Genomic DNA, 23,709 nt, shown 5'->3' with positions numbered 1-23,709 from the left:
GCTATAAACAAAAAGAAGGACTTAATTAAAAAAACCAGTCCTCCTCTCTATAATAAGCATAAGCTATATTTTTCCTCCTGCAGCTTTATAATATTCTAAAGCTTTTGGTAAGTCTTTATTAATATCTGAGATTCTTGTATCCGGGCTCGGGTGAGTAGATAAGAATTCCGGTTGTCTTGCTCCTGAAGAAGCGGCTTCCATTCTATTCCAGAAAGGGATTGCGGCTCTTGGATCATATCCAGCCATAGACATCAGGTAAAGTCCCATTTCATCAGCTTCTGATTCTTGCCCTCTACCATATTTCAATAAAGCAACCTGCGATCCGATAGGATATACTTTCTGGAAAACACTTGCCCATTGTGCATTTGAAATAGCTCCTCCAAGGATAGCTCCTCCATACTGAGCCATCATCGCTTGTGAAATTCTTTCGTTTCCGTGACCAGCCAATGCGTGTGAAACTTCATGTCCCATTACTACGGCAAGTCCGTTATCATCTTTTGTAACGGGTAAAATTCCTGTATAAACAGCTACTTTACCTCCAGGCATACACCATGCATTTAGTTCATTACTTTGTAAAAGAGCAAATTCCCAGCTATAATTGGCAAGATCTGCTGATCTTCCTATACTCTGGTAATATCTTTCAGCTGCGTTTTTTATTCTGTTTCCTACATTTACCACTCTCTTTGCATCTGCTGTTCCGGTAATAAGCTTACCTTTAGACAATGTCGTTTTGTATTCCTGTGCAGACATTGTTAGTATTTCTGAATTATTCGCCAACTGTAAAGACGACCTTCCAGTAATCGGGTTCGTAGTACAGGCAGCGATCGACAGAGCGAATGCTCCAAATCCTAATAGATGTGTAACTTTCATAGTTTGAGTGTTAATAATTCAACCTTAACAATTTTTATTCCAAAATATTCCAGAAAGAATATATTTGCATACATTTTGCTGTTTAAATTTAATTAATTTATATTGATCATGAAAAAGTATATTTCTCTTCTGATGATTTTCGGGGCATTGTTCTTTTTTCAGAGCTGTGCATCCCAGGGTTCTTCAGATCCTGCAGTAGTGAATACATTGGTAGATTCTCAGGAGTTTACTTTCTATGCACAAAGAGCGAATCCCACGAATTATGATGTCATCAATGTCATGAATTCGATGCCCAATTCAACGTCTACAAGAATGTTGAACTTAAACGGAGATTATACTATTGATGTTACTAAAAGCAGCGTAGACGTAGTATTACCTTACTTCGGAAGATTATTTAATCCTACTTACGGAAACACGAATGACAATGGATACAGATTCACTTCAAAGGACTTTACCATTGATAAAACTCAAAACAAAAAGGGCAAATGGATTGTAAGAATTAAGCCTAATGATGTAAAAACTACACAAGAAATCATTATTGAAATCTTCAAAAACGGTAAAGCATTTGTTTCTATAAAAAGTAATGACAGACAACCGATCTCCTATGACGGCTATATTTCTAAAATAGAGGTAAAACAGGAAAAAGAAAAACTTTAATCTCTGTTTTCTCCCGATAAAAATTTTTCAACAAATAATTTTGCTTCAGTGCTTGGATTGGAAACCATCTCTGAAGCATTTTTTTTATGCATCTGATAGGCTTCTTCTACCGTATTGCTTTTCTTCATCAGGGAAAGAATATATTCCTGAACCCAATATTCAAAACGCTTTTCTGCCTGTTGGGTACGAACCTCATCAAACCTTCCGGCTTTCTTTTTAAGCTCTATAAACTCTGAAATTTTATCATAGATTTCCTGTAATCCTTCATTTTTCAGAGCAGAACCCAATAAAACAGGAATTTTCCAGTCTTTTTCTTTCGGAGGAATAAAGTCTAGCGCTCTTTTTAATTCGAGTCTTGTATTTTTTGCTTTCTGGAAATTATCCGGATCTACTTTATTGATAAAAATAACATCCACCATTTCCATGATTCCTCTTTTTATTCCCTGCAATTCATCTCCACCACCGATGATTTTAAGGAATAAGAAAACATCAGTAATATCAGCAACCAAAACTTCTGACTGCCCTACACCAACGGTTTCAATTAAAATATAATCATAACCTGCTGCTTCACAGATCATCATCGTCTCGAATGTTGTATTGGCGACGCCACCCAGAAATCCTGAACTCGGGGAAGGGCGAATAAATGCGTTTTCTTCTTTGGCAAGTTCTTCCATACGGGTTTTATCGCCGAGAATACTTCCTTTATTGATTGAAGAACTTGGATCTATGGCAAGAACAGCAACTTTTTTACCCTGAGCGATTGCCAATCTACCGAAACTTTCAATGAATGTGGATTTTCCGGCACCGGGAACTCCTGTCACTCCTACTCTTATGGAATTTCCCGTTAAAGGCATAATTCTTTTCAGAAGATCTTCTGCCTGTATTCTGTGCTCCGCTTTTTTACTTTCAACTAAAGTAATAGCTTTTGCAATCAGGCGTTTGTTTCCTGATTTTATTCCTTCTATTAGTTCTTCTGTAGAAAATTTCATTGATTCAAAATTAATAATTAAAAAGTGAATGGTCAATAGCTGAGATCCAATGAAAAGAGAAAAGGATAAAACGTGTTGATTTCGTATTCCACATTCTTGTTAATTTAATTTTTATTTCTTCTAAATTAAAACTAGAACACGCTGTATCAACGGGTTCCGGAATTTATTACATTTGTTATATATCAAAAATAAGAAACATGAAAAAACTCATTGCTGCGGCATCGTTTACTGCTATCCTTTTAGTTTCCTGTACTCCAAAAGCATCTACTGCAGCTGCTACAGCCGGAACTTCAACATCTACTGCTGAAGAGATTGCTCAGGGAAAAACTATTTTTGAGAATTCTTGTGGAAAGTGTCATAAATTACCTGACCCTACTTCACATAATTCTGTACAATGGGTAGGCATCATGAATGCAATGGCTCCAAAGGCAAAACTTACGGACGACCAGCACAAATGGGTTTATGATTACATTGTTTCTGTGAAAAAGTAATTCACCAAACAAAAATAAAGGTATGAAAAAACTAATCTTAAGCGGTATTGCAGCATCAGCATTCCTGATTTCCTGTGGACCCAAAAGTACAGCCGTAACAGGACCGAAGTATACCTCATCTGAGCAATTGGCTCAGGGAAAAACCATTTTTGAGAATTCCTGTGCTAAATGCCATAAACTGCCGGAACCCACCAAGCATGACAATCAGGGTTGGATCAATACGCTGAGCAGAATGGCTCCTAAAGCTAAACTGAATGATGATCAGCATCAAATGGTGTATGATTATCTGATCTCTGTAAATAAAAAATAAGCTTTCCAAGGAAAGCTTATTTTTCTCTTTTCATGGTAAAAATTTATCTTACAATCAGTTTTTCTGTTTGTACTTTATTACCCTGCTGAATATGTACCATATAAATTCCTTTTACAAATCCTTTTGTAGAAATTGCCTTTTTTGAAATAGAATCTCTGGAATCTGAAAATATAAGTTTACCATATATATCAAATACTCTTATCTTTACCTCTTTGGAAGAATGATCTATATTTCCTACAAAAAACTCATCATAAGTCGGGTTAGGAAATACTACAAATTTTCTTTCTTCTTTAGCGGCTTTGGAGGCTACAGTAACTATACATTCCTGAGGTACCGTAAAATCTTCTACCTGATCATCACTAATATTATCAGCTCCTGCAGAGGCTCCGAGCCCAAGACCTCTTTTGGCAAAGGTGTTCCATATCATGCATTGGTCTGCTCCTGCATTTCCTATAGCATCTGCTTCAAGAATAGCATTTCTTGCATCTATAAAGGATGGATTACAGGATTGTAATTTCAGACCATCCATTATAATTTGTAAAACTCTTGCATTTCCTGAAGTTGTACTGGCAATGACATCACTGTTATACCCATATTTCTCAACATATTTCCAGGTAAGATCCCATAGCATGGTAGCCCAAACAAAACCTATTTCATGAGAATTAAAAGCTTCATTAGTTTTTGCATACGTATAATTGTTTACAGTAAAATCCGGAGAATATTTTACCATTCTTATGCCTCCTCCTGTGGTAGATTCTCCATTTATGTAAGTTCCTAATCCTCTTGCTACACCGGAAGTATCACCTGGTCTTGCTGTAAGTAATAAAGCGAAATAATCTGACCAGCCTTCTCCCATCTGTTCAGCAGAATTAAGGCAGTTATATCCCTGTCCCGTCAATCTGTCTGAAATACCATGTCCAAATTCATGGGTGACAATTCCGTTATCCAAGCTTGAGTGTTTAAAGCCTTTATAATCAAAGTTTAAGGTAACATTTACCGTTACTCCAGAGTTTAGCTGATTCATCAGGTTTTCTCCTTCTATTTTGCCCATCATAATAGAGGGAATATTGATAGGTCCTACTGTATTATCATTGGGCATTGTAAATGGGATTACACTTAACGGATTATAAATAATTGCCCCAATAGCTCCTGCCTCCTCCATTCGTTTCACTTTGCTTGCATAACTACATGTTCCTCTTTTTGCAAATCCTATCTTTCCGTTCATACTTCCTGCTACCAAAGGACTACATGCTTCATCAGGTATAGAAAGCATCACATCGCCCGTTACAGCTTGTCCACTTAATAAAAGAGATCCAAAATCAGCTCCTGCTGTTATAGCTGTAGGTCTATTGGCCATTGATGCCGGAGAATTATACTGATATCTTATAATAGGATCATTGGCGGTTTCTATTCTGTCCCAAAGATACATTTGCATTCTTGGAGCCTCAGAAAAAGGAGTTCCGTTCACCATCATTTCGTATCCGGAATTAAAAAATGCATTATTCAGCCCACTTCCATCGAAAGCTTCAGCTCTTACTGCATCATTCCCTATGCCTCCTTTATCAAAATTATTGGTCTGGAAGTTCCTTGCTGTTTCTGTAAATCCAAATCTATAGAAGATATCATGCAACTTATTATTCATGTAAAACAGATTTGTAATTGCAGCATCTCGGTAAGCCATAGGGTTCTCATATCGTCCATCCGCAAAGGGAAAATTAAAATTAAGATTACTTCCGCCATCAGGTGAATATCCCGGGGTATCTGCATTATCCTGATCTGAATAAGCATAAGCATTATTTCCCTGGGTATTAGTATAATTATTTGTTCCGTCAGAATGCCATCCTTCAGGGGATGCTGTCTGATCCCAAGGATTATTAACGATTGATCGGGAACCAAATGAAGGAGCCTCATGGGGTAAAGCAAACACGTGATAAGAAGCTCCTGGAGGTAGTAATGTTTTGTATTCTTTATTGATCTCAACTGATGACACTGGTTCTAGACCTGGCTTTATTCTTACATTATCAGAGATATTATTAAAATTACAGTAATGAGTTTGATTTATTTTCTGTAAAACTTCTCCTGTTTCCGCTTCTGCAACTACATACCATACATCGGAAGAGCTTTTATCTTTAACCATCAACTCCTTGGCAAGAATAAATACACCATTATTTTCAAAGTATATATCAGGAAGGTAAGTGATATTAACAGCTTCTTTCAGCCCGAGCCTCTGCTTTAAAATTTCCTCTGAAAACTGAGCTTTAGACTGTTTTAATCCTGCAATTGTAATATTTCTGCTGAAAGCATTCTTTTCAGAAAATATTATACCTTCTTTAATGAGTACTTTTCCTAATCCATTATATACTCTTATTCCATTAAAGGTTTGCTGTATATTTACAATATTTACTCCCAAACTCTTGGAATTATCTTCATTTAAAATAATAATATCGGTTTTATCACTACTACTATTCTTTTGGGTCAATAATCCCTGTTTTTGGTAATATTCTTTAATAACATCTAAAGTGCTCTGTGCTTTAACAATATTCGAGAAAAAAAATACAGATAATGATAATAGACATAATTTCGTATTCATGGGATAGTTTTTTATTTATAAATGTATAAAAAATACAATAACGAATAGATTTACAATCACATACAAAAACAAAAAAAAAAAAGAAGACTTATTCAGTCTCCTCTTTTTTATTAGTTTCGGGCATTTTCTCCTGAACCAGTTTTTCTCTGTCATCCAGAATATCAAGTGTACTTCTGCAATAGCTAAAGATTCTTGCTTCCTTAAGTATTTCTAAAGCTTTCTTATTATCTCCTTTCCTTTCTGATAAAAGTGATTTACAGTTTAGAATTTCCGCTTTATCAATTCCTTTCATCTTTAAAGCATATTCGATAAGTTTTTCTGCCTCCTCATAATCTTCATTACTTAAAAGACATTCAATATAAAATTTGGGAGTATTTACATTAGCAATATTACTTTGCATTGCTTCTTCAAAGTATTTTTTCCCTGTTTCATAATCTTTTAAAACCTCCGAATATACTCTTCCCATTAAACACAGGCTATCTGCATCCTCAGGTTCATAGGAAAGGGCATAGTTCAAAGCATCCAGACATTCGGACATATTATAAGGAAAATAGTCCAGCGCTTCAAAATAGTATTTATTTTTAGTTAAGGTCATTGCTGTAGTTTTTTAATTCATTTTTAAGGCTATTCCTTTGTTTCTTAAAGGATTTATCCTGGTAAGTATTCTTAAAATCTGTACCGGAAAATGTTCGGACTGGATTTCCACGCTCTACCTGCAGATGCTGGTTCCAGGTTTCTTTCAGTCTATTTTCCAGTTGCTGGATATAAACATTCATTACCCTTTCTTTTAATCTGATAATAGAGAGCGTTTTATTATTCAATTGTGATCTTGTATCCTGTACAAACACTGATTCATTCGTCGGAATATGAGTGGCACGAACGGCTGTATTCACTTTATTGACATTCTGTCCACCGCTTCCCTGGCTTCTCGTCGTCTGGAACCTGATATCTTTTTCATTGAAATTAATAGTTTCAGGGTTCTCCAATTCGAATATCCCTATGAACCATTTGCTTCGTTTGTGCAGCTTCCTGAATGTACTTTTGCCTTCCCAGCAGATGCTTCCCAACCAAGTCTTCAAAAATTCTTTGAAATCCTTTCCTTTTAGAAGGATACTTACTGACTTCACAGTCATATTTACATCTCCATTTTCACGGTGAATGATTTCGTAATCTATATTATTATTTTTTGCTTCTTCAAGAAAGGTTTTTAATACCTTGGATACAACCCACTGGCATTCTAAAGGTCCTCTTCCTGAAGTGATCTGTATTAATTTTTCCATTGTTATTTTGGCATTTTGCTTAATAAAGGGTTCCCAACAGGATTGATGCCCTTTTCCAATAATTCTTTTGCAGCCATCACTGCCCAGCATTTATCACTGGAGTGAATGTTTCTGTAGAACGAAAGTAAAATATCAGGTCTTACTACTGTAAATCCATTGGTTTCAACTGTCTCAAGATCATTTCTTTCAAAAAAATCGATCGTGATTCTGTGAAACTTTTCATTTTCTAATTCTACTGTTTTTTCATATCGCCTAAAATTTTCTTCGCTTGGCAAATGATCGTATCGGGTCCAGACCTTCTGAAACCCTTCCTGTAAAAGAATTGTTACTACTTCAGCTACATTTTCTTTTTCCACAAAAACGTCTATATCCTTGTGATCATGAGCATGCTTATACTCTGTATGTCCTGTTTCAGACATGAAGTGCCATGCCCATCCGCCAGATATAATGACTTTATTTTTTAATTTTTCTAAAATTTCAAGTCCCCACTGAATTCTGAATTCAGGCCAGACTTCTCCGTATCTTTTTATGTTATGAGGTGCTCCCATTTTTTTGTTTTTTTAATGATGAATTGAGGATTATAGCCAACTGAGTATGAAATCATTAAACCTTATAGGTGTTAAAAACCTATAAGGTTGGTTCAATAAAAGACTACAGCCAACTATAAACAATCAATTCAATTTATCTATCCATTCTGACAATTCTCGGCTGGAATGTTCCCAGGATATCTACCAATTCGCTTTGTGCATTCATCACTTCATAGATGTCTTTGTACGCCATCGGAGCTTCTTCTGTATTTCCACCCATCAACGTAACATCTTTCAGTTTCAACTCTTTTTTGATATCATTCTGAGTGAAAAGACTTCTACATTCTCCTCTTGAGTGGGCTCTTCCTGCACCATGTGAAGCTGAGTTCAAAGAATCCGGATTTCCTTTTCCACGGACGATGAATCCTTTTGCCGTCATAGATCCGGGAATCATTCCTAGTTCATTTTCATTGGCTGGAGTGGCTCCTTTTCTGTGAACAATCACCTCTTTTCCATTATGAGTTTCCTTCCATGCAAAGTTGTGATGGTTTTCAATTCTTGCCTTTACTCTGCCCCCAACAGCTTTTACCAATCTTCTGTGAATATCATCATGACAGGCTGAGGCGTAATCTCCCGCAAGGTTCATTGCTGTCCAGTACTCCAAGCCGAGATGTGTACTTAAATCCAGCCATGCAAATTGTTGTGCTTCTTTAGGCAATGGACATTGTTCTACAGCTACTCTTGAGTAATATTGAGCAATCTCAGCTCCAAGCCCTCTTGAACCGCTGTGAGAGAGAATTCCCAGATATTTTCCTTTGGGTAAGCCTATCTGTTCATCCTCTTCAGTGATTTCTACTTCTCCAAATTCTACAAAGTGATTTCCACCTCCTGAGGATCCCATTTGTTTAATGGCTTTTCCTTTTAATCTTCGAAGAATCGGGATTAAATCAAATGTATCCCTATCGAAGATTTCGTGGTCAATATGAGATTTGTGAGTCTCATACATCCCAAATTTTGTATGTTCAGCAAGGGCTTTTTCATACTTATCCCTTGCTCCGTTCAGATATGAAACGGGGGTATCCAAAATACTTAGGCTCATTCTACAGCCGATGTCCATTCCTACTCCATAAGGAATTACTGCATTTTCTACAGCTAAAACTCCTCCGATTGGAAGTCCATAACCGCTATGTGCATCAGGCATCAATGCGCCCTGAACAGAAACCGGAAGTTTCAAAGCTGTGTACAGCTGATTTTTTGCTTCTTCTGAAATATTATTCCCGAAGATTTGAAAGTTTGCACGCTGTGAATTCAGCATCCTTTTTTCTGTTTTTTTGGATGAAAGTAAAGTTTCTGCGATCTGTCCGAAGGTTAAATCTTTTTCAAATTGTTCCGGATGAATCAGAATTTCTTTTAAAAGAGATTTCACATAATGGATATTTTTAGTTGCAAAATTTCTCTTCATGACTTCCAAAGCTACATTTACGCTTTGATTGTTTGGATAGCCCAGTTTTAATATATCTTTTCCTTTTAGTTTTAAATTTCCCATTGTTTTTGTTTTAAAAATCATCAGAACTATAAGTCCTGAAAACAATCTGCAATCTCTGTTGCAGACATTGTGCAGGTAGTATATTTCCTGCTTTTGATAAGATCTGTTTCATATTCCATTTTCCATGGATTAGATTTTCCGTGCATTTTTTTCTGAAGAATTCCTATAATTTTATGCCGTCCCAAATATGCATCCAGTTCTGCCTGCTCTTTCTCAAGCTCAGTATCTATTGGTTTGTGATGGGTGATTATATGTGGTCTAGTCCTCAGAATAAATCTCCACGGCTCAGTAAATTCGTAATAAGTGTCATAGCATTTCCGAAAAGGGCAGTATTCTTCTTTTTTTAGAAAGTACAGCCTTTCCCTTGGGGTAAGTCCAAATTTCGGACTGCTCCAGGAGTATGAAGAAACACGATTAAGCTTCTGTTCTTTTTCTACGTATATTCTTCGACCGAATTTTCTTTTCTTTTTTAAAAACTGACGGCTTCCGGAATACATGTAGGTATTGATTTTCTTTAAAAGTCCCTCAAAGAAATCTCCATCACTACTCCGCATTACATCATCCCTTACTACAAAGAATCTTACGAATCCTAATTGATAGGGATTTTCCAGAGGAATAAGTGGAATATTTTTTCTTATGTTCCAGACTTCCTTACTACGTTTATACTTTTTTCTTATCTGTTTTTCTACATCTTTTTTTATTGTTCTTTTTCTGCTTCTCAGGCTTCTTAGCTGGTAAAACAGAAGGTTATCATTTTCCATGTAAGACACAAGATACCAGATGCAAGACCCGAAATACCGGATTTGCTCTTAGTCTATTTTCTTAATCAACTAAAGTATTAGTTGAACGGATTAATAATAGTGAACGCGTATAGTTTTGAGGGTAAACCTCAGCCTATTTTGTTCTTAATAACACTTAAAAAGATTTCGGGAAACGTGAGTTTGAAATATTGCGCAATAAAAAACCCGAAATCTCTACGACTTCGGGTTTTGATATTGTATTGTACTATTTTTCTAAGAGTGTACCAAACCGCGAAGCCTTACCACCATAAGGGGTAATCCAACTGTAGAATTCTGATTAGTTCTGAACATTGCTTCGTTGTTTTTAAATGGTTAAACTTGATTTTCAGATGCAAATATAGAATTATTTTTTTAATCATCATTATTTAAATCTTATTTTTGTGAAAAAAGAGCTGTATGTATAAAATTTTATGGGCATTACTTCCACTACTTTTTATAGGATGTAAGAAAGAAGAATCTGTAAAAAAAGAAGAGATAAAAGTAGTAGATAAAGGATGTTTTTCTCCTCATTTCATGAAAAAAATTCTGGATTTAGAGGAAATGAAGTCGCAGGCTAAGTTTCTGGAATCAGAGACCAAAGGGAAAGGCAGAATTGGGTTTCTTGTAGATAGTACAAAAGTAAATAATGGCTGGGATTATTCTATTTCTGTCGGATATAATGGTCCGGATCGCTTTGAAACATATCATCTTTTTCATGCTTCAAGCGACCAATGTAATACCTTGACTATTTTAGACCCTCCGTCTGGAGAATATATTTCTCTTGAGGAGTGGAGAAAAAGTAAAAATACCCCTGCCCCAATGGAATCTTTATTAAAAACAGGACTTTATAGCTTACCTATTGAAAGTCTTCCTCAGGTAGATGTAAAGTTTATAGAAACAGATTTTGCGGTGGAAGGTTCAGAAAAGTATAGCTGTGGAGAACCAGTATTCCGATATTTTCCTTTAGCTCGATATAAGGATGTTGAACTTATTCTTGTTCCAATGGATTGTGGAGATTTTGATTACCGATATTATCTTCTTACTGTAATGAATAACAGCATCGTTGATGAAGCCTATGTAGAAGGCATTTGGTTTGATCCCGGAAAGGATGATAAAAAGGAGGAGTTCAGCAGCTATGAAATCAATAAAGCAGGAGAAATCACTGTGACAACAGACCACAAGATTGATGGAAATAGGCAAAAGATAGCTAAAACGCATTATCAGATTATGGATGATGGTAAAATCGTTCAGAAAAAATAAAATAAATGCTGTTTCAGAAGTTGAAACAGCATTTATTTTTTCACTTGAAGTGAATAATGCTTAGGAAAATAGCGTCAATAACTTTTGTCATCCGTTTAATATCCAGCGTTTCCAAAGTATCTGTAGATTGGTGATAATTTTTGTTTCTAAAGAATGAAGTATCGGTGATCATCAGGGCTGGAAAATCAAATTTCCAATAGTTCAAATGATCGGAATAATCTACTCCGCCTACAAATTTCGGAGCCGGAAATGTAGCTGTTTTGATCTGATTTGAATCTTTAAAATGATCTACAAAATTTCCAACAAATGGTCCTGCTCCGCTAAACTTTTTAACCAAAGTAATAAAATCTCCTTTGTCACCATAGATCCAGGAAAGAATCCCTACAGGAAAATCCTGAGATCCTTTTTCATCCTTAAAATATCCGATCATTTCTACACTAGCCATTCCATAGACATCAATTTTATTGTCTTTTAGATATTTTGCGTGAATAAAACTTCCCATATTTTCCGTTCTGAAATGAGGAGGCTCTTCAAGTGTGTATGCCACCAGATCTACACGATAATTGAGTTTTTGTCCTTTAAACATTCTGGCAAGTTCCAGAAGCGCTGTAACTCCGGTCGCATTATCATCTGCGCCCTGCTGATCTCCACAGACATCATAATGCGCGCCAATAATTATTCTTTTACTGTTTTCTGTTCCAAAAGAGCAGATTACATTTTTATAGACCTGCCCATCTACCTGATATTCCTGAAAACCAGTACTGTCTGCATATGTTTTAAAATTCTGATGGATATACTCTCCAATCTCATTCAGCTGGTCAACATTTTTATGATTCCTGAATTTTGGCGTCTGGGTAAGTGCTGTCAAATGCTTTTTCACCTGTTCAATATTGGCAGGAACAGGAGATTTTTGTATAGGTCTATTTTTCTCTTTTACTGCCCATAAAAAGATTGCTATACATAAAAAGCCTACGAAGAGAATCAGCTTTTTCTTCGTAGGCTTTATATTATTTTTAAACCTCATAGATGTGCTTTTAATTTCTTTATGAAAATTAAAGCTTTTTAGGTTTAGTTTTCTAAAAATCTTTCTAAGATCTCCACTGCACATTTTGGAAGATTGGTTCCCGGACCGAAAATAAAGTCAGCTCCGTTTGCGTAAAGAAATTCATAGTCTTGCTGAGGAATTACTCCGCCTACTACAATGGTAACATCATCTGCGCCCAATTTCTTAAGTTCTTCTACGACCTGAGGAACCAATGTTTTGTGTCCTGCAGCCAGAGAAGATACTCCCAAAATATGAATATCGTTTTCTACTGCCTGTTTTGCTACTTCTTCCGGCGTCTGGAATAAAGGTGCTACATCGACGTCAAATCCCATGTCTGCAAATGCCGTTGCTACTACTTTTGCTCCTCTGTCATGACCATCCTGTCCCATTTTAGCGACCATAATCCTTGGACGGCGTCCTTCTTCTTCTTCAAACTTCTGAGTCAGGTTCAGGGCTTTTTCAAAGTATTCATTTTTTCCGGCGTTCATAGCATATACTCCAGAGATTGTTTTAATGTTTGCTTTATATCTTCCAAAGGTTTCTTCCATGGCATCACTCATTTCACCAAGAGTAACTCTTCTTCTTGCGGCTTCGATACAAAGTGCCAAAAGATTCCCTTTTCCTGTTTTTGCGCTTTCACGGATTTCATTTAAGATTTCTGTTACAGCTTCTGGGTTTCTTTCTGCTTTGATATTGTTCAGTCTTTCGATCTGCTTTCTGCGAACTTCGGTATTATCGATGTCCAGAATTTCTATTGCATCCTGTTTTAATGATGATTTGAAAGAGTTTACTCCAATGATAAATTCTTCGCCACTATCAATCTTAGCTTGTTTTTTGGCTGCAGCTTCTTCAATTCTCATTTTTGGAATTCCTGCTTCAATCGCTTTGGTCATTCCGCCTTCCTGTTCTACTTCATCAATGTACTTCATTGCCTCTTCTATCATCTGCTGGGTAAGGCTTTCTACAAGATTACTTCCTCCCATTGGATCTACTACATCACAAATTCCGCTTTCCTGCTGAAGAATGATCTGTGTATTTCTTGCGATTTTTGCAGAATAGTCTGTAGGAAGGGCAATAGCTTCATCCAACGCATTGGTATGGAGAGACTGTGTTCCTCCTAATGCGGAAGATAATGCTTCAATAGCTGTTCTCGTAATGTTATTAAAAGGCTCCTGTTCTGTCAACGACCATCCTGAAGTTTGGGAATGCGTTCTTAGAGCTAATGATTTTGGATTCTGTGGATTAAACTGTTTTAAAAGGTTAGCCCAGATATACCTTGCTGCACGCATTTTGGCAATTTCCATGAAATGATTCATCCCGATTGCCCAGAAGAATGATAGACGTGGTGCGAAGTCATCTACGTTCATTCCTGCTTTTATCCCCGTTCTTACGTATTCAAGACCGTCTGCCAAGGTGTAAGCCATTTCCAGTACCGGAGTAGCTCCTGCTTCCTGCATGTGATACCCTGAAATCGAAATAGAGTTGAATTTCGGAATGTTCTGCGAAGTATATTCAAAAATATCCGCAATAATTTTCATGGAAGGTGCTGGTGGATAGATGTAAGTGTTTCTTACCATGAATTCTTTCAGAATATCGTTCTGGATAGTTCCTGAAAGCAATTCCTGCTTCACTCCCTGTTCTTCTGCTGCTACGATGTAGAAAGATAGAATCGGAAGTACGGCTCCATTCATCGTCATAGATACTGAAATCTGATCAAGAGGAATTTCGTTGAAAAGAATCTTCATATCTTCCACGGAATCGATTGCCACACCAGCTTTTCCTACGTCTCCTACTACTCTTGCATGGTCCGAGTCATATCCTCTGTGGGTTGCCAGGTCAAAAGCTACTGAAAGTCCTTTTTGTCCTGCAGCCAGGTTTCTTCTGTAAAAAGCATTGGATTCTTCTGCTGTGGAGAAACCTGCGTATTGACGGATTGTCCACGGTTTCTGAACATACATTGTAGAATATGGACCTCTTAAGTAAGGGGCAATTCCCGGAGAGGTTTCCGTTAAAGATTCATTTTTAACGTCTTCTTTTTTATAGGAAGACTTCAACTGTAATCCGTCTTTTTCAAAAGGATAGATCTCAGTTATTTTTTCAGTTATATTAAATTGAGGAGTTTTGTTCTTAACTTCTCTTCTCATACTTACGGATTTATTAGATGCTAAATTTAAGCATTTTTAGAATAATAAATAAGCATTTACAACCTTTTGATTATCTGCATTTTAAATTAGAATCTTCTTATATTAAATTCTGGTTAAAAACCTCATCAAAAAGATAATTAACAGAAATTTAAATTGTAGTTTCAGTAAAAGTTTCAGTAACTTTGTCACTTCAAATTTAAAACTAAAACCATGAAAAAATTATTATTTTCTGCTGTAGCTTTAATAGCTGCAAACTTTGCTTTTGCACAATTAACTCTTGAACATACGTTCTCTAATGAAGATACATTTGTTTATTCTACCTCTACAGAAACATTTTATATTTCTAAGACCACTGATCACAAACTGAAAATTTTTAATTCAGACTATTCACTTTATAAAACAGTCAATATTCCAATGCCTGCTACTTTTAACAGGTCAGATTTTTATGGTGAAGAATTTTCAATATCAAGAAATATCTTTAATACTGATGGTAAGTTTGAGTTTATGGTAAGCGTTTTTAATGATACACAAAATTACTATAAACTATTATTAATTAATGAAGATGGGACACTAATCAAAGATTTTCATACGAATCCCAATACATTCTACGGAGGAGAATTTCACGTTTTTCATGATGCTACAACAAATACCAATAAGTTAACTGTTCGTGGTGCGACAGCTTTCAATATCAGCAGTATTCCATTAACGGATGTTTATGGATTACCCACTACAGTTTTAGCGGCAAAAGAAATTCAGGCTGGCAGTAAATTATCTGCATTTCCTATTCCTACTAACAAAATTTTGAATGTGATGAATCCCGGAAGTGGAGCAAATAAGATTGAGGTTTTTGATGTAACCGGAAAAGTGGTTCTTAACAAGTCTTTTTCAGCTTCAGAGGGTAAGATTTCTATTGATGTAGAAAGACTTCCAAAGGGCATATATATTTATAAAATTGGTGATTTAAGCTCTAAGTTTATGAAGAATTAATCAATTCAGAAATAATAAATAAAACCCCTGGATGAATGTCATCCGGGGGTTTTGCTTTATAGTTGTTTATATCGGTCTATATTTTTGATAAGACTGATTTTTATTCTATATGAATTAAAGTTTTACTCCCATTTCATATAATGCGAATGATAAAAGGTCTGCATTTTCTCCGATTACCTGATCTGTAGATCTTCCGGCACCGTGTCCTGCATTCTTTTCGATTCTTAGAAGGATTGGGTTTTTACATCCTTGTTTTTCCTGAAGTTCTGCTCCAAATTTAAATGAGTGAGCCGGAACTACTCTGTCATCATGATCACTTGTAATAATCATGGTAGACGGATAACAAGTTTTTGTTTTTACATTGTGTACAGGAGAGTACGATTTCAGATATTCAAACATATCTTTGTTGTCTTCTGCTGTTCCATAATCGTAAGACCAGCCTGCACCTGCTGTGAATTTGTTATATCTTAACATATCCAATACTCCAACTCCAGGGAAAGCTACTCTTGCAAGGTCTGGACGTAAAGTCATTGTTGCCCCTACCAATAAACCTCCGTTTGATCTTCCTGAAAGTGCCATGTATTCTTTTGAAGTATAACCTTTGCTCTGTAGGTATTCTCCAGCCGCGATAAAGTCATCAAAAACGTTTTTCTTCTGCATTTTTGTTCCTGCATCATGCCATTTTTTACCGTATTCACCTCCTCCACGGATGTTTGGAACGGCATAGATTCCACCGTTTTCCATCCAGATAGCGTTTACTACTGAGAAAGATGGCTGTAAGCTGATGTTGAAACCTCCGTAAGAGTATAGAATGGTTGGATTTTTACCATCAAGTTTAGTTCCTTTCTTATAGTTGATCATCATAGGAACTTTTGTTCCGTCTTTTGATGTATAGAATACCTGTTCTGAAACGTAATCATCCGGATTGAATTTCACTTTCGGTTTTTGGTAAACTTCTGATTTCCCTGAATCTACATTGAATTTATAGGTAGTTCCCGGTGTAATATAGTTGCTGAAAGAGTAATAAATGTCTTTCTCTTTTTCTTTTCCACCAAATCCTCCAACGTTTCCTTTTCCTGGAAGTGCAATTTCTCTGATCAGTTTTCCTGTTTTATCGAACTGTTTTACCTGATCAATAGCATCAATCATATACGTAGCGAAGAAATATCCGCCACCTGTAGAGATTCCTAGTACGTTTTCTGTTTGTGGAATAACGTCTTTCCATGTTTCAGGAGCTGGATTGCTGATTGTAGTTTTTACCAGACGCATATTCGGAGCATCTTTATCTGTAAAAATGAAAAGATCGTCTCCTTGTGTATCTACGATATTTGCATTGATATCAAATCCTTTTGTAATCTGAACAAAATCGCCACCTTTTTTAAGGTCTTTGATATACATTTCATTTCCGTTGGTAGCATTAGCCGCAGAAATAATAAGATATCTTTGATCATCTGAAACGTGGGCTCCAAGGTATCTTCTTGGTGTTTTTTCGCCCCCGAAAATCAGTTTGTCTTCAGACTGTTTTGTTCCTAATTTGTGAAAATAAACCTTATGCTTGTCTGTCATTCCGGAAAGAACGGTTCCTTCTTTTGGTTTATCATAGCTTGAATAATAGAATCCTTCGTCTCCCTGCCAAGAAATTCCACTGAATTTTACATCTAGCAATGTTTCGTCGATCTGTTTTTTGGTAACAGCATCGATGATGATGATTTTATTCCAATCACTTCCTCCTTCTGAGATAGAGTATGCTGCAAGGTTTCCTTTTTTATTGAAAGAAAGGTTAGACAATGAAGTTGTTCCTTTGTCTGAGAATTTATTCGGATCTAAAAATACTTCTGTTGCCTTGGTCTTATTGTTTGTTCTGTATATTACAGATTGTGCCTGCAAACCATCGTTTTTAGAATAATAAGTATAATCTCCTTCTTTGAAAGGTGCTGAAATCTTTTCATAATTCCAGATATCTTTCAACTGGTTTCTGATTTTATCTCTGAATGGAATTTTAGACAAATAGTTCTGACTGTATGCTACTTCTTCATCTACCCATTTTTTAGTAGCATCGGAATCGTTTTCAAGATCTCTGTACGGATCAGCAACAGCAGTTCCAAAATAAGTATCAGTTTGGCTTCCCTTTAATGCTTTTGGATAATTCATTGTTTGAGAATAAAAAGATGCTGAAAACAGAACTCCAGCAGTTAATAATATTGGTTTAAAATTCATAGTGAACGGTTTTATCAAAAATACATAAAGTATGTGAAATAAAAAAAGTCCCGAAAATTCGGAACTTTAATTTTTTAAAAAGCTATTAATCAACGGATAATCGCTTAGAAACTATCGAAATAGAAGTCGGTAAGATTGGTAACAATTTCATCCGGGCTACCGTTCCAATAGTATATTTTATCTCCTTCCTTCAATTCGTATAAGCTGAATTCCTGATCTGTAGTAATTGTTTTATCCGCAGTCGTAAAATCCTGAATCATCTGGTTCAGGAACTTTTTCAGTTCGTCTGCTTTTATTTTTTTAGGATCTGTTTTAGGTTCCGGTGTAGGGTTGGCAGGAACTTTAAAGCTTACGGAGTATTCTACCTTTGCAATGTTCTGCCCTTCTACATATTCGTTGGGTGCAACGTTGATCTTTTTAATGTTTAGTTTACCATTTCTGAAATTGGCAAATACAGCTTTGAAATAGTCTTCGGCTTCTTTTTGACATGCTGTGGCTGCGGCTTTAGGAAATATGGATAAAAAGCTGTCTGCACTTGTTTTAATCATGTCATCTGCATTTTCTTTAAAGTTTACTTCAAAAGCATCTTTCCCTTCTACAGTGGGTCTAAGATAATCGTTAAGCTTTAAACGCGTTGCTTCGTCATTGTTCAGAAAAGTTCCGAAGAACAGTTCAAAGACTTCTTTTGGTTTCTTTACTTCTGTCTGTGCAGAAATGTATTGCCCCATCATGGTAAGCAACAACATGAAAATAATTTTGTAGTTTTTCATAGTTTATATTTTAATAAGTTATTGGTGATTAAAAGAAAAGCCCCTGAAAAAATCAGAGGCTTTATTTTTTATTTTAAAACTCTAGTAGTTTTCTTCTTCTCCTTTCATTTTTTCTGCATTCTCTGCCATGATTACGGCATCAATCATTTCAGCAATATCTCCGTTCATATAAGCATCCAGATTGTACATAGACTTGTTGATTCTATGGTCTGTTACTCTTCCCTGAGGATAGTTGTACGTTTTGATCTTTGCAGAACGGTCACCTGTGGAAACCATAGATTTACGTTGTGCAGCAATATCTCCCTGTACTTTCTGTAATTCGATATCGTAAAGTTTTGTTCTTAGCATTTCCATTGCCAATTCACGGTTAGCCAGCTGAGAACGAGCTTGTTGACAAACAACTACCATCCCTGAAGGTTTGTGTGTCAACTGTACTTTGGTTTCAACCTTGTTTACGTTCTGACCTCCGGCACCTCCTGAACGTGAAGTCTGCATTTCAATATCGGCAGGATTCAGTTCAAAGTCTACTTCTTCTGCTTCCGGTAAAACAGCAATGGTAATTGCTGATGTATGCACTCTACCCTGAGATTCTGTTTCAGGTACACGTTGTACACGGTGAACTCCTGATTCGAATTTCATGATACCATACACGCCTTCACCTTCTACTTTCATGATCAATTCCTTATATCCTTTTGCAGCTTCATTAGAATCGGTCACTTCATGTCTCCATCCTTTTGTTTTGAAATACATGGTATACATTCTATACACATCTTCTACAAAGATTGCAGCTTCATCACCTCCTGTTCCGGCACGTAATTCTACGATAACGTTTTTGTCATCTGCTGGGTCTTTAGGAATCAAAAGAACTTTAAGCTCTTCTTCCAATCCAGGAATTTTTGATTGTGCTTCCAGCTTTTCTTCTTTAGCAAGATCTACAAGATCTCTGTCTGAACCGTCAGCAATAATTTCGTCAGATTCCTCGATGCTATCCAATGCACCTTTGTACTGATCGTAAACTCTTACAATTTTTCCCAAATCACTATATTCTTTGTTCAAAGAAGAATATCTTTTTTGGTCTGAAATGACATCAGGCTGTATAATAAGGTCTGCAACCTCATTATATCTTTGTTTTATAGCTTCTAATTTTGGAATTAATGATTTAGACATTGTGGAATTTTTGTGGGTGCAAAGATAAGAATTATTAATTCAAAATTAAAGTATAAATTTTTGAGCATGAAGGGTAAAGCGACAAAATTGTAAAAAAGTGAGTCTGTGAATTTACCTGTCTGTATTTTATGTATTCAATTTTTGATCTAAACCTCCTTGGATATTCTTGTATCTACCCAATATAGAACGAGCCCTACTGCAATTATTCCCAATCCGATCATACTTTCTTTAGGGTTATGAATAAAGGTAAAATAAAGAATGTATATACTGAACAGGAGAAAAACAGTCGGAAATATGTAAAATGCATTGGATTTAAATATTTTACGATCTTTCTTTTTAAGAAAATAAACTGTTGAGATTGCCAGACTCGCAAATAACTGAAGAATAAATGCTGTATAAACGAAGATCTCCTTGAAGCTTCCTGTTAAAATAATGATCGTCGCAATTACTGCATGAGCAAAGATAGCTCTTACCGGGATTCCTTTTTTATTTCCTACTGAAAGCGGTTTCCAAATACGGGTATCTTTTGCAAAAGCCTGTGTAAGCCTTGATCCTACCCAGAGATATCCACTAATTGTTGCAATAAGCTGTAATGCAATAAAAATATTGACAATTTTTCCAAAGGAAAGTCCCAGCATGTTCACCGCCGCTTCTCCCATTACATCTTCTTTTCCGGCTAATTGACTTACAGGAGCGTGTTTCAGCATAATGTAATTGACAAGGATATAACTCACTGTCACAAAAACAGTTCCTATGATCAGAGATTTAGGAAGGCTCTTTTGAACATCTTTTATTTCTCCTGCAATATATGATGCGGAGTTCCAACCGGTATAGGAATAGGTAACAAATACCAGGGATGTTGCAAAGGCGGGAAGCATGATTTCGTTCTGCCAGCTGTCACTGAAGTTCAGACTGTTTCCAATTTGTGGATCGTCTGATAATCCAATCCCCAGAATAACCAATACAATGATAAAGGCTATTTTGATAAAGGTGAAGAAGTTATGAAACCGACTTGAAGTCTTTAAACTAAATGACAGTGTAATTGCGACCAAAAATATAGTTGCAATTGCGAAACCGTTCCCAAAAGAATAATCAAATACGGAAAGATATTTGGACATTGCGAGGGCTGCCAGTGCTACAGGTGAAGAAAACCCGATAATCAGTGAGATCCAGCTTATGAGATACCCAAATAAAGGATGGTAAGTTTCTTTAAGATAAATAAAATCCCCGCCATTTCCTTTAAAATGAGATCCTAATTCGGCATAACAGAAAGCACCAAACAATGCAAGAATTCCTCCAATGATCCATAACAGGAAAATACTGTAGGTATTGGTAATATCTGATAACTGAAAGCCGAGGGTTGTAAATATCCCGGTTCCTATCATATTGGAAACTACGATGGCAGCAGCTGTCTTCCAGCCAATCTGATGTGAAGAAGTACTCATTTATTGATTAAAAATTAAAATTAAGCCTTCCAAAGAAGTAGCTTCCCAATGTTCCCATCTGAACTGGCGCATATTTGAATACTCCATAATACGAATTTTTGTAAGTCTGAAGATCCGGAAAAACATCGAATATGTTATTGGCTCCTACCGTAAGATTGATATTTTTAGTAAGATTATATCCTACACTCACGTCGGTAACCACCTTTGGAGAAAACTCCTGAACGACCCCGAAAGGAAAACCATCTCTTATGACTTTACCAAAATAGGTATTTCTCACGAGAAAATTGAACTTTCCAATACCATAATTCAAGCCTAGGGAAGCTTTTGTTTTTGGAGAAAGTGTTTCAATAATATTGATTTGATCCGGACCGAAATATTCGTCTCTTGGAGTATCTATCTTTTCAGGGAAATGAAAGTCTGTGATTTTTGTTTCTGTATAGTTTCCGGCAAGGTTTATATTTAAATTTCCACCTCCCAGCTTCCAGTCGTAAGTAGCAACCAATTCTATTCCTTTGGTTTCTGTATCAATAGCATTGGCAAAAAACCTACCGCTTTCTACTCCATAATTTGCCAGTCTTTCATCGGTAATATTACTGGTGATGACAATTCTGTCTTTTACTCTGATCCAATATCCGTCTATAGTAATAAAGAGGTTGTTTAAAGGTTTAAAAGTAAATCCTGCGCTGGCATTCACTGAGGTTTCCTGCTTTAGTTTATCAAAATTAAGGTCGCGTGCTGCCTGACTGTCATTTCTAAATATTCCTTTGGTAACGATCTTTAAACCACTTGTGGAAATATCTGCGTAAGAGTTATTAAAATACTGCTGTTGAAGCGATGGCGCTCTGAATCCTGTTCCGACAGCTGCTCTTACTGCATAATTTTTTACAAATTCATATCTTAAAGCTAGTTTTCCGTTCAAAGTATTTCCAAAGTCTGAATAGTTTTCAAATCTTCCAGCCAGATCAATGCTCAGCTTTTTATCCAGATCATAGGAAACGTCTGCATACACCGCTGTGGAATGTCTGTCTTTTTTCAAGGCATTTGCTGGTGAAAAACCGATAAAGGATTGTGAACCACCTGCTCCGATGACCTGTGAGCCATCCACGGCAACATTTCCGTTGATATCATATTGAGTATATGAAGCTTCATCACCTGCTTTTATCTGATATTGTTCAAATCTGAATTCTCCTCCGAATGCAATATTGAAGTTCTTTATATTTTTAGCAACATCAAGATTGACTGTATTTTGTAGGAAACTGTGTGATCCGGCATAAAAACTCGTTGGTGATTTTATGCCTAGGGATGCGTTGTTGGTATTGCTTACATTATATTTGAATGTATTGCTTCCAAATGTATTGCTCAGGTCAATCAACCAGTTGTTTACGTTATATTTTGCTCCAACTGCATAAGAAACATCATAGATCTGAGATCCCAATACTGCCTGAAAACCGTACGGATAAATTTCTTTAACGATATTAAAGTCTTCACTTGGCAGCCTTCTGAAGCCATATCCTTTTCCTTCTTTGATACTGAACCCACCAAATGAATAGAATTTAAGATTATCATTCAAAGGGTATTCTGAATTGAAAAATAATTGTCCCTGTCTGATTTGGGCATCTCCGATCTGGAAATTAAAATCATCTCTTGTCAATCCTTCTTTTTTCAGCATAAGATCATCCTGTTCTCTCGCTTCATCCGGATTATCAGCAAATTCATAAGCGAAGTTTTTCCCAAAGATATCAAGATCATGATTTTGAGTTCTCGTTGTCTTACCTCTGTGGCTTAATTGTAATGAAAGGTTGATAAAACCATCATTTTTACCAAGAGAAGCACCATAATTTACACCAGCCTGATAGGTTTCTCCGTCATTTCTCCCGCTTAACCCATAAGTTAAACTTGCAGAAGCTCCCGGATTCTTTTTAAGTATAATATTGATAACTCCTGCAATGGCATCTGATCCATATTGTGCTGCAGCGCCATCTCTCAAAACTTCTATTTTTTCAATGGCAATGATCGGAATTGTGCTTAAATCTGTTCCTACAGAACCATTTCCCACTGTGTTCTGATAGTTTACCAGAGAAGTTGTGTGTCTTCTTTTTCCATTAAGTAAAACCAAAACCTGATCAGGTCCCATTCCTCTCAAACTTACAGGATCAATATGCTCTGTACCATCAGAAGCGGATTGTCTTACAGAATTAAATGACGGAACCACATAGTTTAGAAGGTCCTGAGCTGTCATTTGTGGTGAAGACCTTTGAATTTTATCGATATTGATAACATCTACCGGAACCGGTGTTTCTAGCTTTGTTCTTTTAACGCTACGGTTTCCTACGATGACAATGTCTTCGATCTGTTTTCCTTTTTCCTCCTGCTCCTGGGCTGCGACCAAAATTGTCCCAAGCAGTAATACAGCTGTGCTTAATTTTTTCATCTTTATTCTTGCCAATTAATATTCGTTCTCCGCAGATCGTTCTGCAGATACACACAAGACATCAAGAAATGGAATTCATATAAGAATATTGACTTCACTTATCTCCCCCATCGGGTTGGAATTAGCACCTTTACATTTCTGGAATCATGCAGGTTGCTAAGGTTTCTTTGGGCCAAATCCCTCCACCTTTCTTGATAAATCTAG

The 23,709-nt window shown here is 36.3% G+C and carries 20 protein-coding genes and 1 riboswitch; of the genes, 5 read left to right on the top strand and 15 right to left on the bottom strand.

Translation table 11 applies throughout. The features are described from left to right. Window positions 1–63: 63 nt before the first annotated feature. Entirely contained in the window at window positions 64–870 is an 807-nt protein-coding gene (locus tag BW983_RS17660) for a M48 family metallopeptidase (RefSeq protein ID WP_076553206.1), read from the bottom strand. A gap of 108 nt (window positions 871–978) precedes the next feature. Between BW983_RS17660 and BW983_RS17655 the strand changes: the two genes are divergently transcribed. Further along, entirely contained in the window at window positions 979–1,527 is a 549-nt protein-coding gene (locus BW983_RS17655) for a DUF4251 domain-containing protein (protein WP_076553205.1), read from the top strand. On the opposite strand, the gene meaB is transcribed toward BW983_RS17655, so the two are convergent. Continuing rightward, window positions 1,524–2,516: a methylmalonyl Co-A mutase-associated GTPase MeaB gene (gene meaB, locus BW983_RS17650; RefSeq protein WP_076553204.1), complete on the bottom strand. Its 993-nt coding sequence runs from the start codon at window positions 2,514–2,516 to the stop codon at window positions 1,524–1,526. The genes BW983_RS17655 and meaB overlap by 4 nt on opposite strands. A gap of 197 nt (window positions 2,517–2,713) precedes the next feature. Between meaB and BW983_RS17645 the strand changes: the two genes are divergently transcribed. Together BW983_RS17645 and BW983_RS17640 are read left to right on the top strand one after the other, a co-directional pair. Continuing rightward, entirely contained in the window at window positions 2,714–3,007 is a 294-nt protein-coding gene (locus BW983_RS17645) for a c-type cytochrome (RefSeq protein WP_065396379.1), read from the top strand. A gap of 22 nt (window positions 3,008–3,029) precedes the next feature. Continuing rightward, on the top strand, window positions 3,030–3,317 hold the full coding sequence (locus BW983_RS17640) for a c-type cytochrome (RefSeq protein WP_076553203.1): 288 nt from the start codon (window positions 3,030–3,032) through the stop codon (window positions 3,315–3,317). Window positions 3,318–3,360: 43 nt separating this feature from the next. Here BW983_RS17640 and BW983_RS17635 read toward each other — a convergent pair whose 3' ends face one another. The 6 genes from BW983_RS17635 to BW983_RS17610 all read right to left on the bottom strand — a co-directional run bounded on the left by BW983_RS17635 (window position 3,361) and on the right by BW983_RS17610 (window position 10,021). Next, the gene (locus BW983_RS17635) at window positions 3,361–5,907 is read right to left on the bottom strand and encodes a T9SS-dependent M36 family metallopeptidase (protein ID WP_076553202.1); all 2,547 of its coding nucleotides are present in this window, start codon (window positions 5,905–5,907) and stop codon (window positions 3,361–3,363) included. 88 nt (window positions 5,908–5,995) lie between these two features. After that, entirely contained in the window at window positions 5,996–6,502 is a 507-nt protein-coding gene (locus BW983_RS17630; protein WP_076553201.1) for a tetratricopeptide repeat protein, read from the bottom strand. Then, window positions 6,489–7,187, bottom strand: coding sequence for a peptide chain release factor H (prfH, locus tag BW983_RS17625; RefSeq protein WP_076553200.1), 699 nt, complete (start codon window positions 7,185–7,187; stop codon window positions 6,489–6,491). Before prfH ends, BW983_RS17630 begins: the two co-directional genes overlap by 14 nt. A gap of 2 nt (window positions 7,188–7,189) precedes the next feature. Continuing rightward, entirely contained in the window at window positions 7,190–7,735 is a 546-nt protein-coding gene (locus tag BW983_RS17620) for a nucleotidyltransferase family protein (protein WP_076553199.1), read from the bottom strand. A 133-nt stretch (window positions 7,736–7,868) separates the two neighbouring features. Beyond that, window positions 7,869–9,260 (bottom strand): RtcB family protein, encoded by a 1,392-nt coding sequence (locus tag BW983_RS17615; RefSeq protein ID WP_076553329.1) that lies wholly within the window; start codon window positions 9,258–9,260, stop codon window positions 7,869–7,871. Window positions 9,261–9,286: 26 nt separating this feature from the next. Continuing rightward, entirely contained in the window at window positions 9,287–10,021 is a 735-nt protein-coding gene (locus BW983_RS17610; protein WP_076553198.1) for a hypothetical protein, read from the bottom strand. Window positions 10,022–10,456: 435 nt separating this feature from the next. Between BW983_RS17610 and BW983_RS23740 the strand changes: the two genes are divergently transcribed. Further along, a complete protein-coding gene (locus tag BW983_RS23740; protein ID WP_084184567.1) occupies window positions 10,457–11,299 on the top strand; it encodes a hypothetical protein in 843 nt (280 codons plus the stop codon). A gap of 40 nt (window positions 11,300–11,339) precedes the next feature. Here the strand turns inward: BW983_RS23740 and BW983_RS17600 are convergent, their stop codons facing one another. Further along, complete coding sequence (locus BW983_RS17600; RefSeq protein ID WP_076553197.1) at window positions 11,340–12,323, bottom strand: M28 family peptidase; 984 nt, start codon at window positions 12,321–12,323, stop codon at window positions 11,340–11,342. A gap of 44 nt (window positions 12,324–12,367) precedes the next feature. After that, complete coding sequence (gene scpA, locus BW983_RS17595; RefSeq protein ID WP_076553196.1) at window positions 12,368–14,488, bottom strand: methylmalonyl-CoA mutase; 2,121 nt, start codon at window positions 14,486–14,488, stop codon at window positions 12,368–12,370. 210 nt (window positions 14,489–14,698) lie between these two features. Between scpA and BW983_RS17590 the strand changes: the two genes are divergently transcribed. Next, a complete protein-coding gene (locus tag BW983_RS17590) occupies window positions 14,699–15,475 on the top strand; it encodes a T9SS type A sorting domain-containing protein (protein WP_076553195.1) in 777 nt (258 codons plus the stop codon). Between the two features lie 114 nt (window positions 15,476–15,589). Here the strand turns inward: BW983_RS17590 and BW983_RS17585 are convergent, their stop codons facing one another. The 5 genes from BW983_RS17585 to BW983_RS17565 all read right to left on the bottom strand — a co-directional run bounded on the left by BW983_RS17585 (window position 15,590) and on the right by BW983_RS17565 (window position 23,505). Then, the gene (locus BW983_RS17585) at window positions 15,590–17,692 is read right to left on the bottom strand and encodes a prolyl oligopeptidase family serine peptidase (RefSeq protein ID WP_076553194.1); all 2,103 of its coding nucleotides are present in this window, start codon (window positions 17,690–17,692) and stop codon (window positions 15,590–15,592) included. Between the two features lie 104 nt (window positions 17,693–17,796). Then, a complete protein-coding gene (locus tag BW983_RS17580) occupies window positions 17,797–18,462 on the bottom strand; it encodes a hypothetical protein (RefSeq protein ID WP_076553193.1) in 666 nt (221 codons plus the stop codon). 81 nt (window positions 18,463–18,543) lie between these two features. Then, entirely contained in the window at window positions 18,544–19,629 is a 1,086-nt protein-coding gene (prfA, locus tag BW983_RS17575; protein ID WP_076553192.1) for a peptide chain release factor 1, read from the bottom strand. A gap of 146 nt (window positions 19,630–19,775) precedes the next feature. Next, window positions 19,776–21,074: an APC family permease gene (locus tag BW983_RS17570; RefSeq protein ID WP_076553191.1), complete on the bottom strand. Its 1,299-nt coding sequence runs from the start codon at window positions 21,072–21,074 to the stop codon at window positions 19,776–19,778. A gap of 7 nt (window positions 21,075–21,081) precedes the next feature. After that, window positions 21,082–23,505, bottom strand: a complete 2,424-nt coding sequence (locus tag BW983_RS17565; protein WP_076553190.1) for a TonB-dependent receptor plug domain-containing protein — start codon at window positions 23,503–23,505, stop codon at window positions 21,082–21,084. Between the two features lie 95 nt (window positions 23,506–23,600). Further along, window positions 23,601–23,706: riboswitch (SAM riboswitch) on the bottom strand. Window positions 23,707–23,709 lie beyond the last annotated feature (3 nt).

It is taken from the genome of Chryseobacterium ureilyticum (genome assembly GCF_900156735.1).
Lineage (GTDB): Bacteria > Bacteroidota > Bacteroidia > Flavobacteriales > Weeksellaceae > Chryseobacterium > Chryseobacterium ureilyticum.
The sequence above is the reverse complement of the archived record's forward strand: the minus strand, read 5'-3'. Positions and strand labels throughout refer to the sequence as shown.

Excerpts from the sequence above, each read along its gene's own strand:
- BW983_RS17580 (WP_076553193.1), bottom strand. The coding sequence starts at position 18,462 with ATGAAAAACTACAAAATTATTTTCATGTTGTTGCTTACCATGATGGGG.
- BW983_RS17655 (WP_076553205.1), top strand. The coding sequence starts at position 979 with ATGAAAAAGTATATTTCTCTTCTGATGATTTTCGGGGCATTGTTCTTT.
- BW983_RS17645 (WP_065396379.1), top strand. The coding sequence starts at position 2,714 with ATGAAAAAACTCATTGCTGCGGCATCGTTTACTGCTATCCTTTTAGTT.
- BW983_RS17635 (WP_076553202.1), bottom strand. The coding sequence starts at position 5,907 with ATGAATACGAAATTATGTCTATTATCATTATCTGTATTTTTTTTCTCG.
- BW983_RS23740 (WP_084184567.1), top strand. The coding sequence starts at position 10,457 with ATGTATAAAATTTTATGGGCATTACTTCCACTACTTTTTATAGGATGT.
- prfA (WP_076553192.1), bottom strand. The coding sequence starts at position 19,629 with ATGTCTAAATCATTAATTCCAAAATTAGAAGCTATAAAACAAAGATAT.
- BW983_RS17585 (WP_076553194.1), bottom strand. The coding sequence starts at position 17,692 with ATGAATTTTAAACCAATATTATTAACTGCTGGAGTTCTGTTTTCAGCA.
- BW983_RS17630 (WP_076553201.1), bottom strand. The coding sequence starts at position 6,502 with ATGACCTTAACTAAAAATAAATACTATTTTGAAGCGCTGGACTATTTT.
- meaB (WP_076553204.1), bottom strand. The coding sequence starts at position 2,516 with ATGAAATTTTCTACAGAAGAACTAATAGAAGGAATAAAATCAGGAAAC.
- BW983_RS17620 (WP_076553199.1), bottom strand. The coding sequence starts at position 7,735 with ATGGGAGCACCTCATAACATAAAAAGATACGGAGAAGTCTGGCCTGAA.
- BW983_RS17640 (WP_076553203.1), top strand. The coding sequence starts at position 3,030 with ATGAAAAAACTAATCTTAAGCGGTATTGCAGCATCAGCATTCCTGATT.
- BW983_RS17615 (WP_076553329.1), bottom strand. The coding sequence starts at position 9,260 with ATGGGAAATTTAAAACTAAAAGGAAAAGATATATTAAAACTGGGCTAT.
- BW983_RS17600 (WP_076553197.1), bottom strand. The coding sequence starts at position 12,323 with ATGAGGTTTAAAAATAATATAAAGCCTACGAAGAAAAAGCTGATTCTC.
- BW983_RS17570 (WP_076553191.1), bottom strand. The coding sequence starts at position 21,074 with ATGAGTACTTCTTCACATCAGATTGGCTGGAAGACAGCTGCTGCCATC.
- BW983_RS17565 (WP_076553190.1), bottom strand. The coding sequence starts at position 23,505 with ATGAAAAAATTAAGCACAGCTGTATTACTGCTTGGGACAATTTTGGTC.
- prfH (WP_076553200.1), bottom strand. The coding sequence starts at position 7,187 with ATGGAAAAATTAATACAGATCACTTCAGGAAGAGGACCTTTAGAATGC.
- BW983_RS17590 (WP_076553195.1), top strand. The coding sequence starts at position 14,699 with ATGAAAAAATTATTATTTTCTGCTGTAGCTTTAATAGCTGCAAACTTT.
- BW983_RS17610 (WP_076553198.1), bottom strand. The coding sequence starts at position 10,021 with ATGGAAAATGATAACCTTCTGTTTTACCAGCTAAGAAGCCTGAGAAGC.
- scpA (WP_076553196.1), bottom strand. The coding sequence starts at position 14,488 with ATGAGAAGAGAAGTTAAGAACAAAACTCCTCAATTTAATATAACTGAA.
- BW983_RS17660 (WP_076553206.1), bottom strand. The coding sequence starts at position 870 with ATGAAAGTTACACATCTATTAGGATTTGGAGCATTCGCTCTGTCGATC.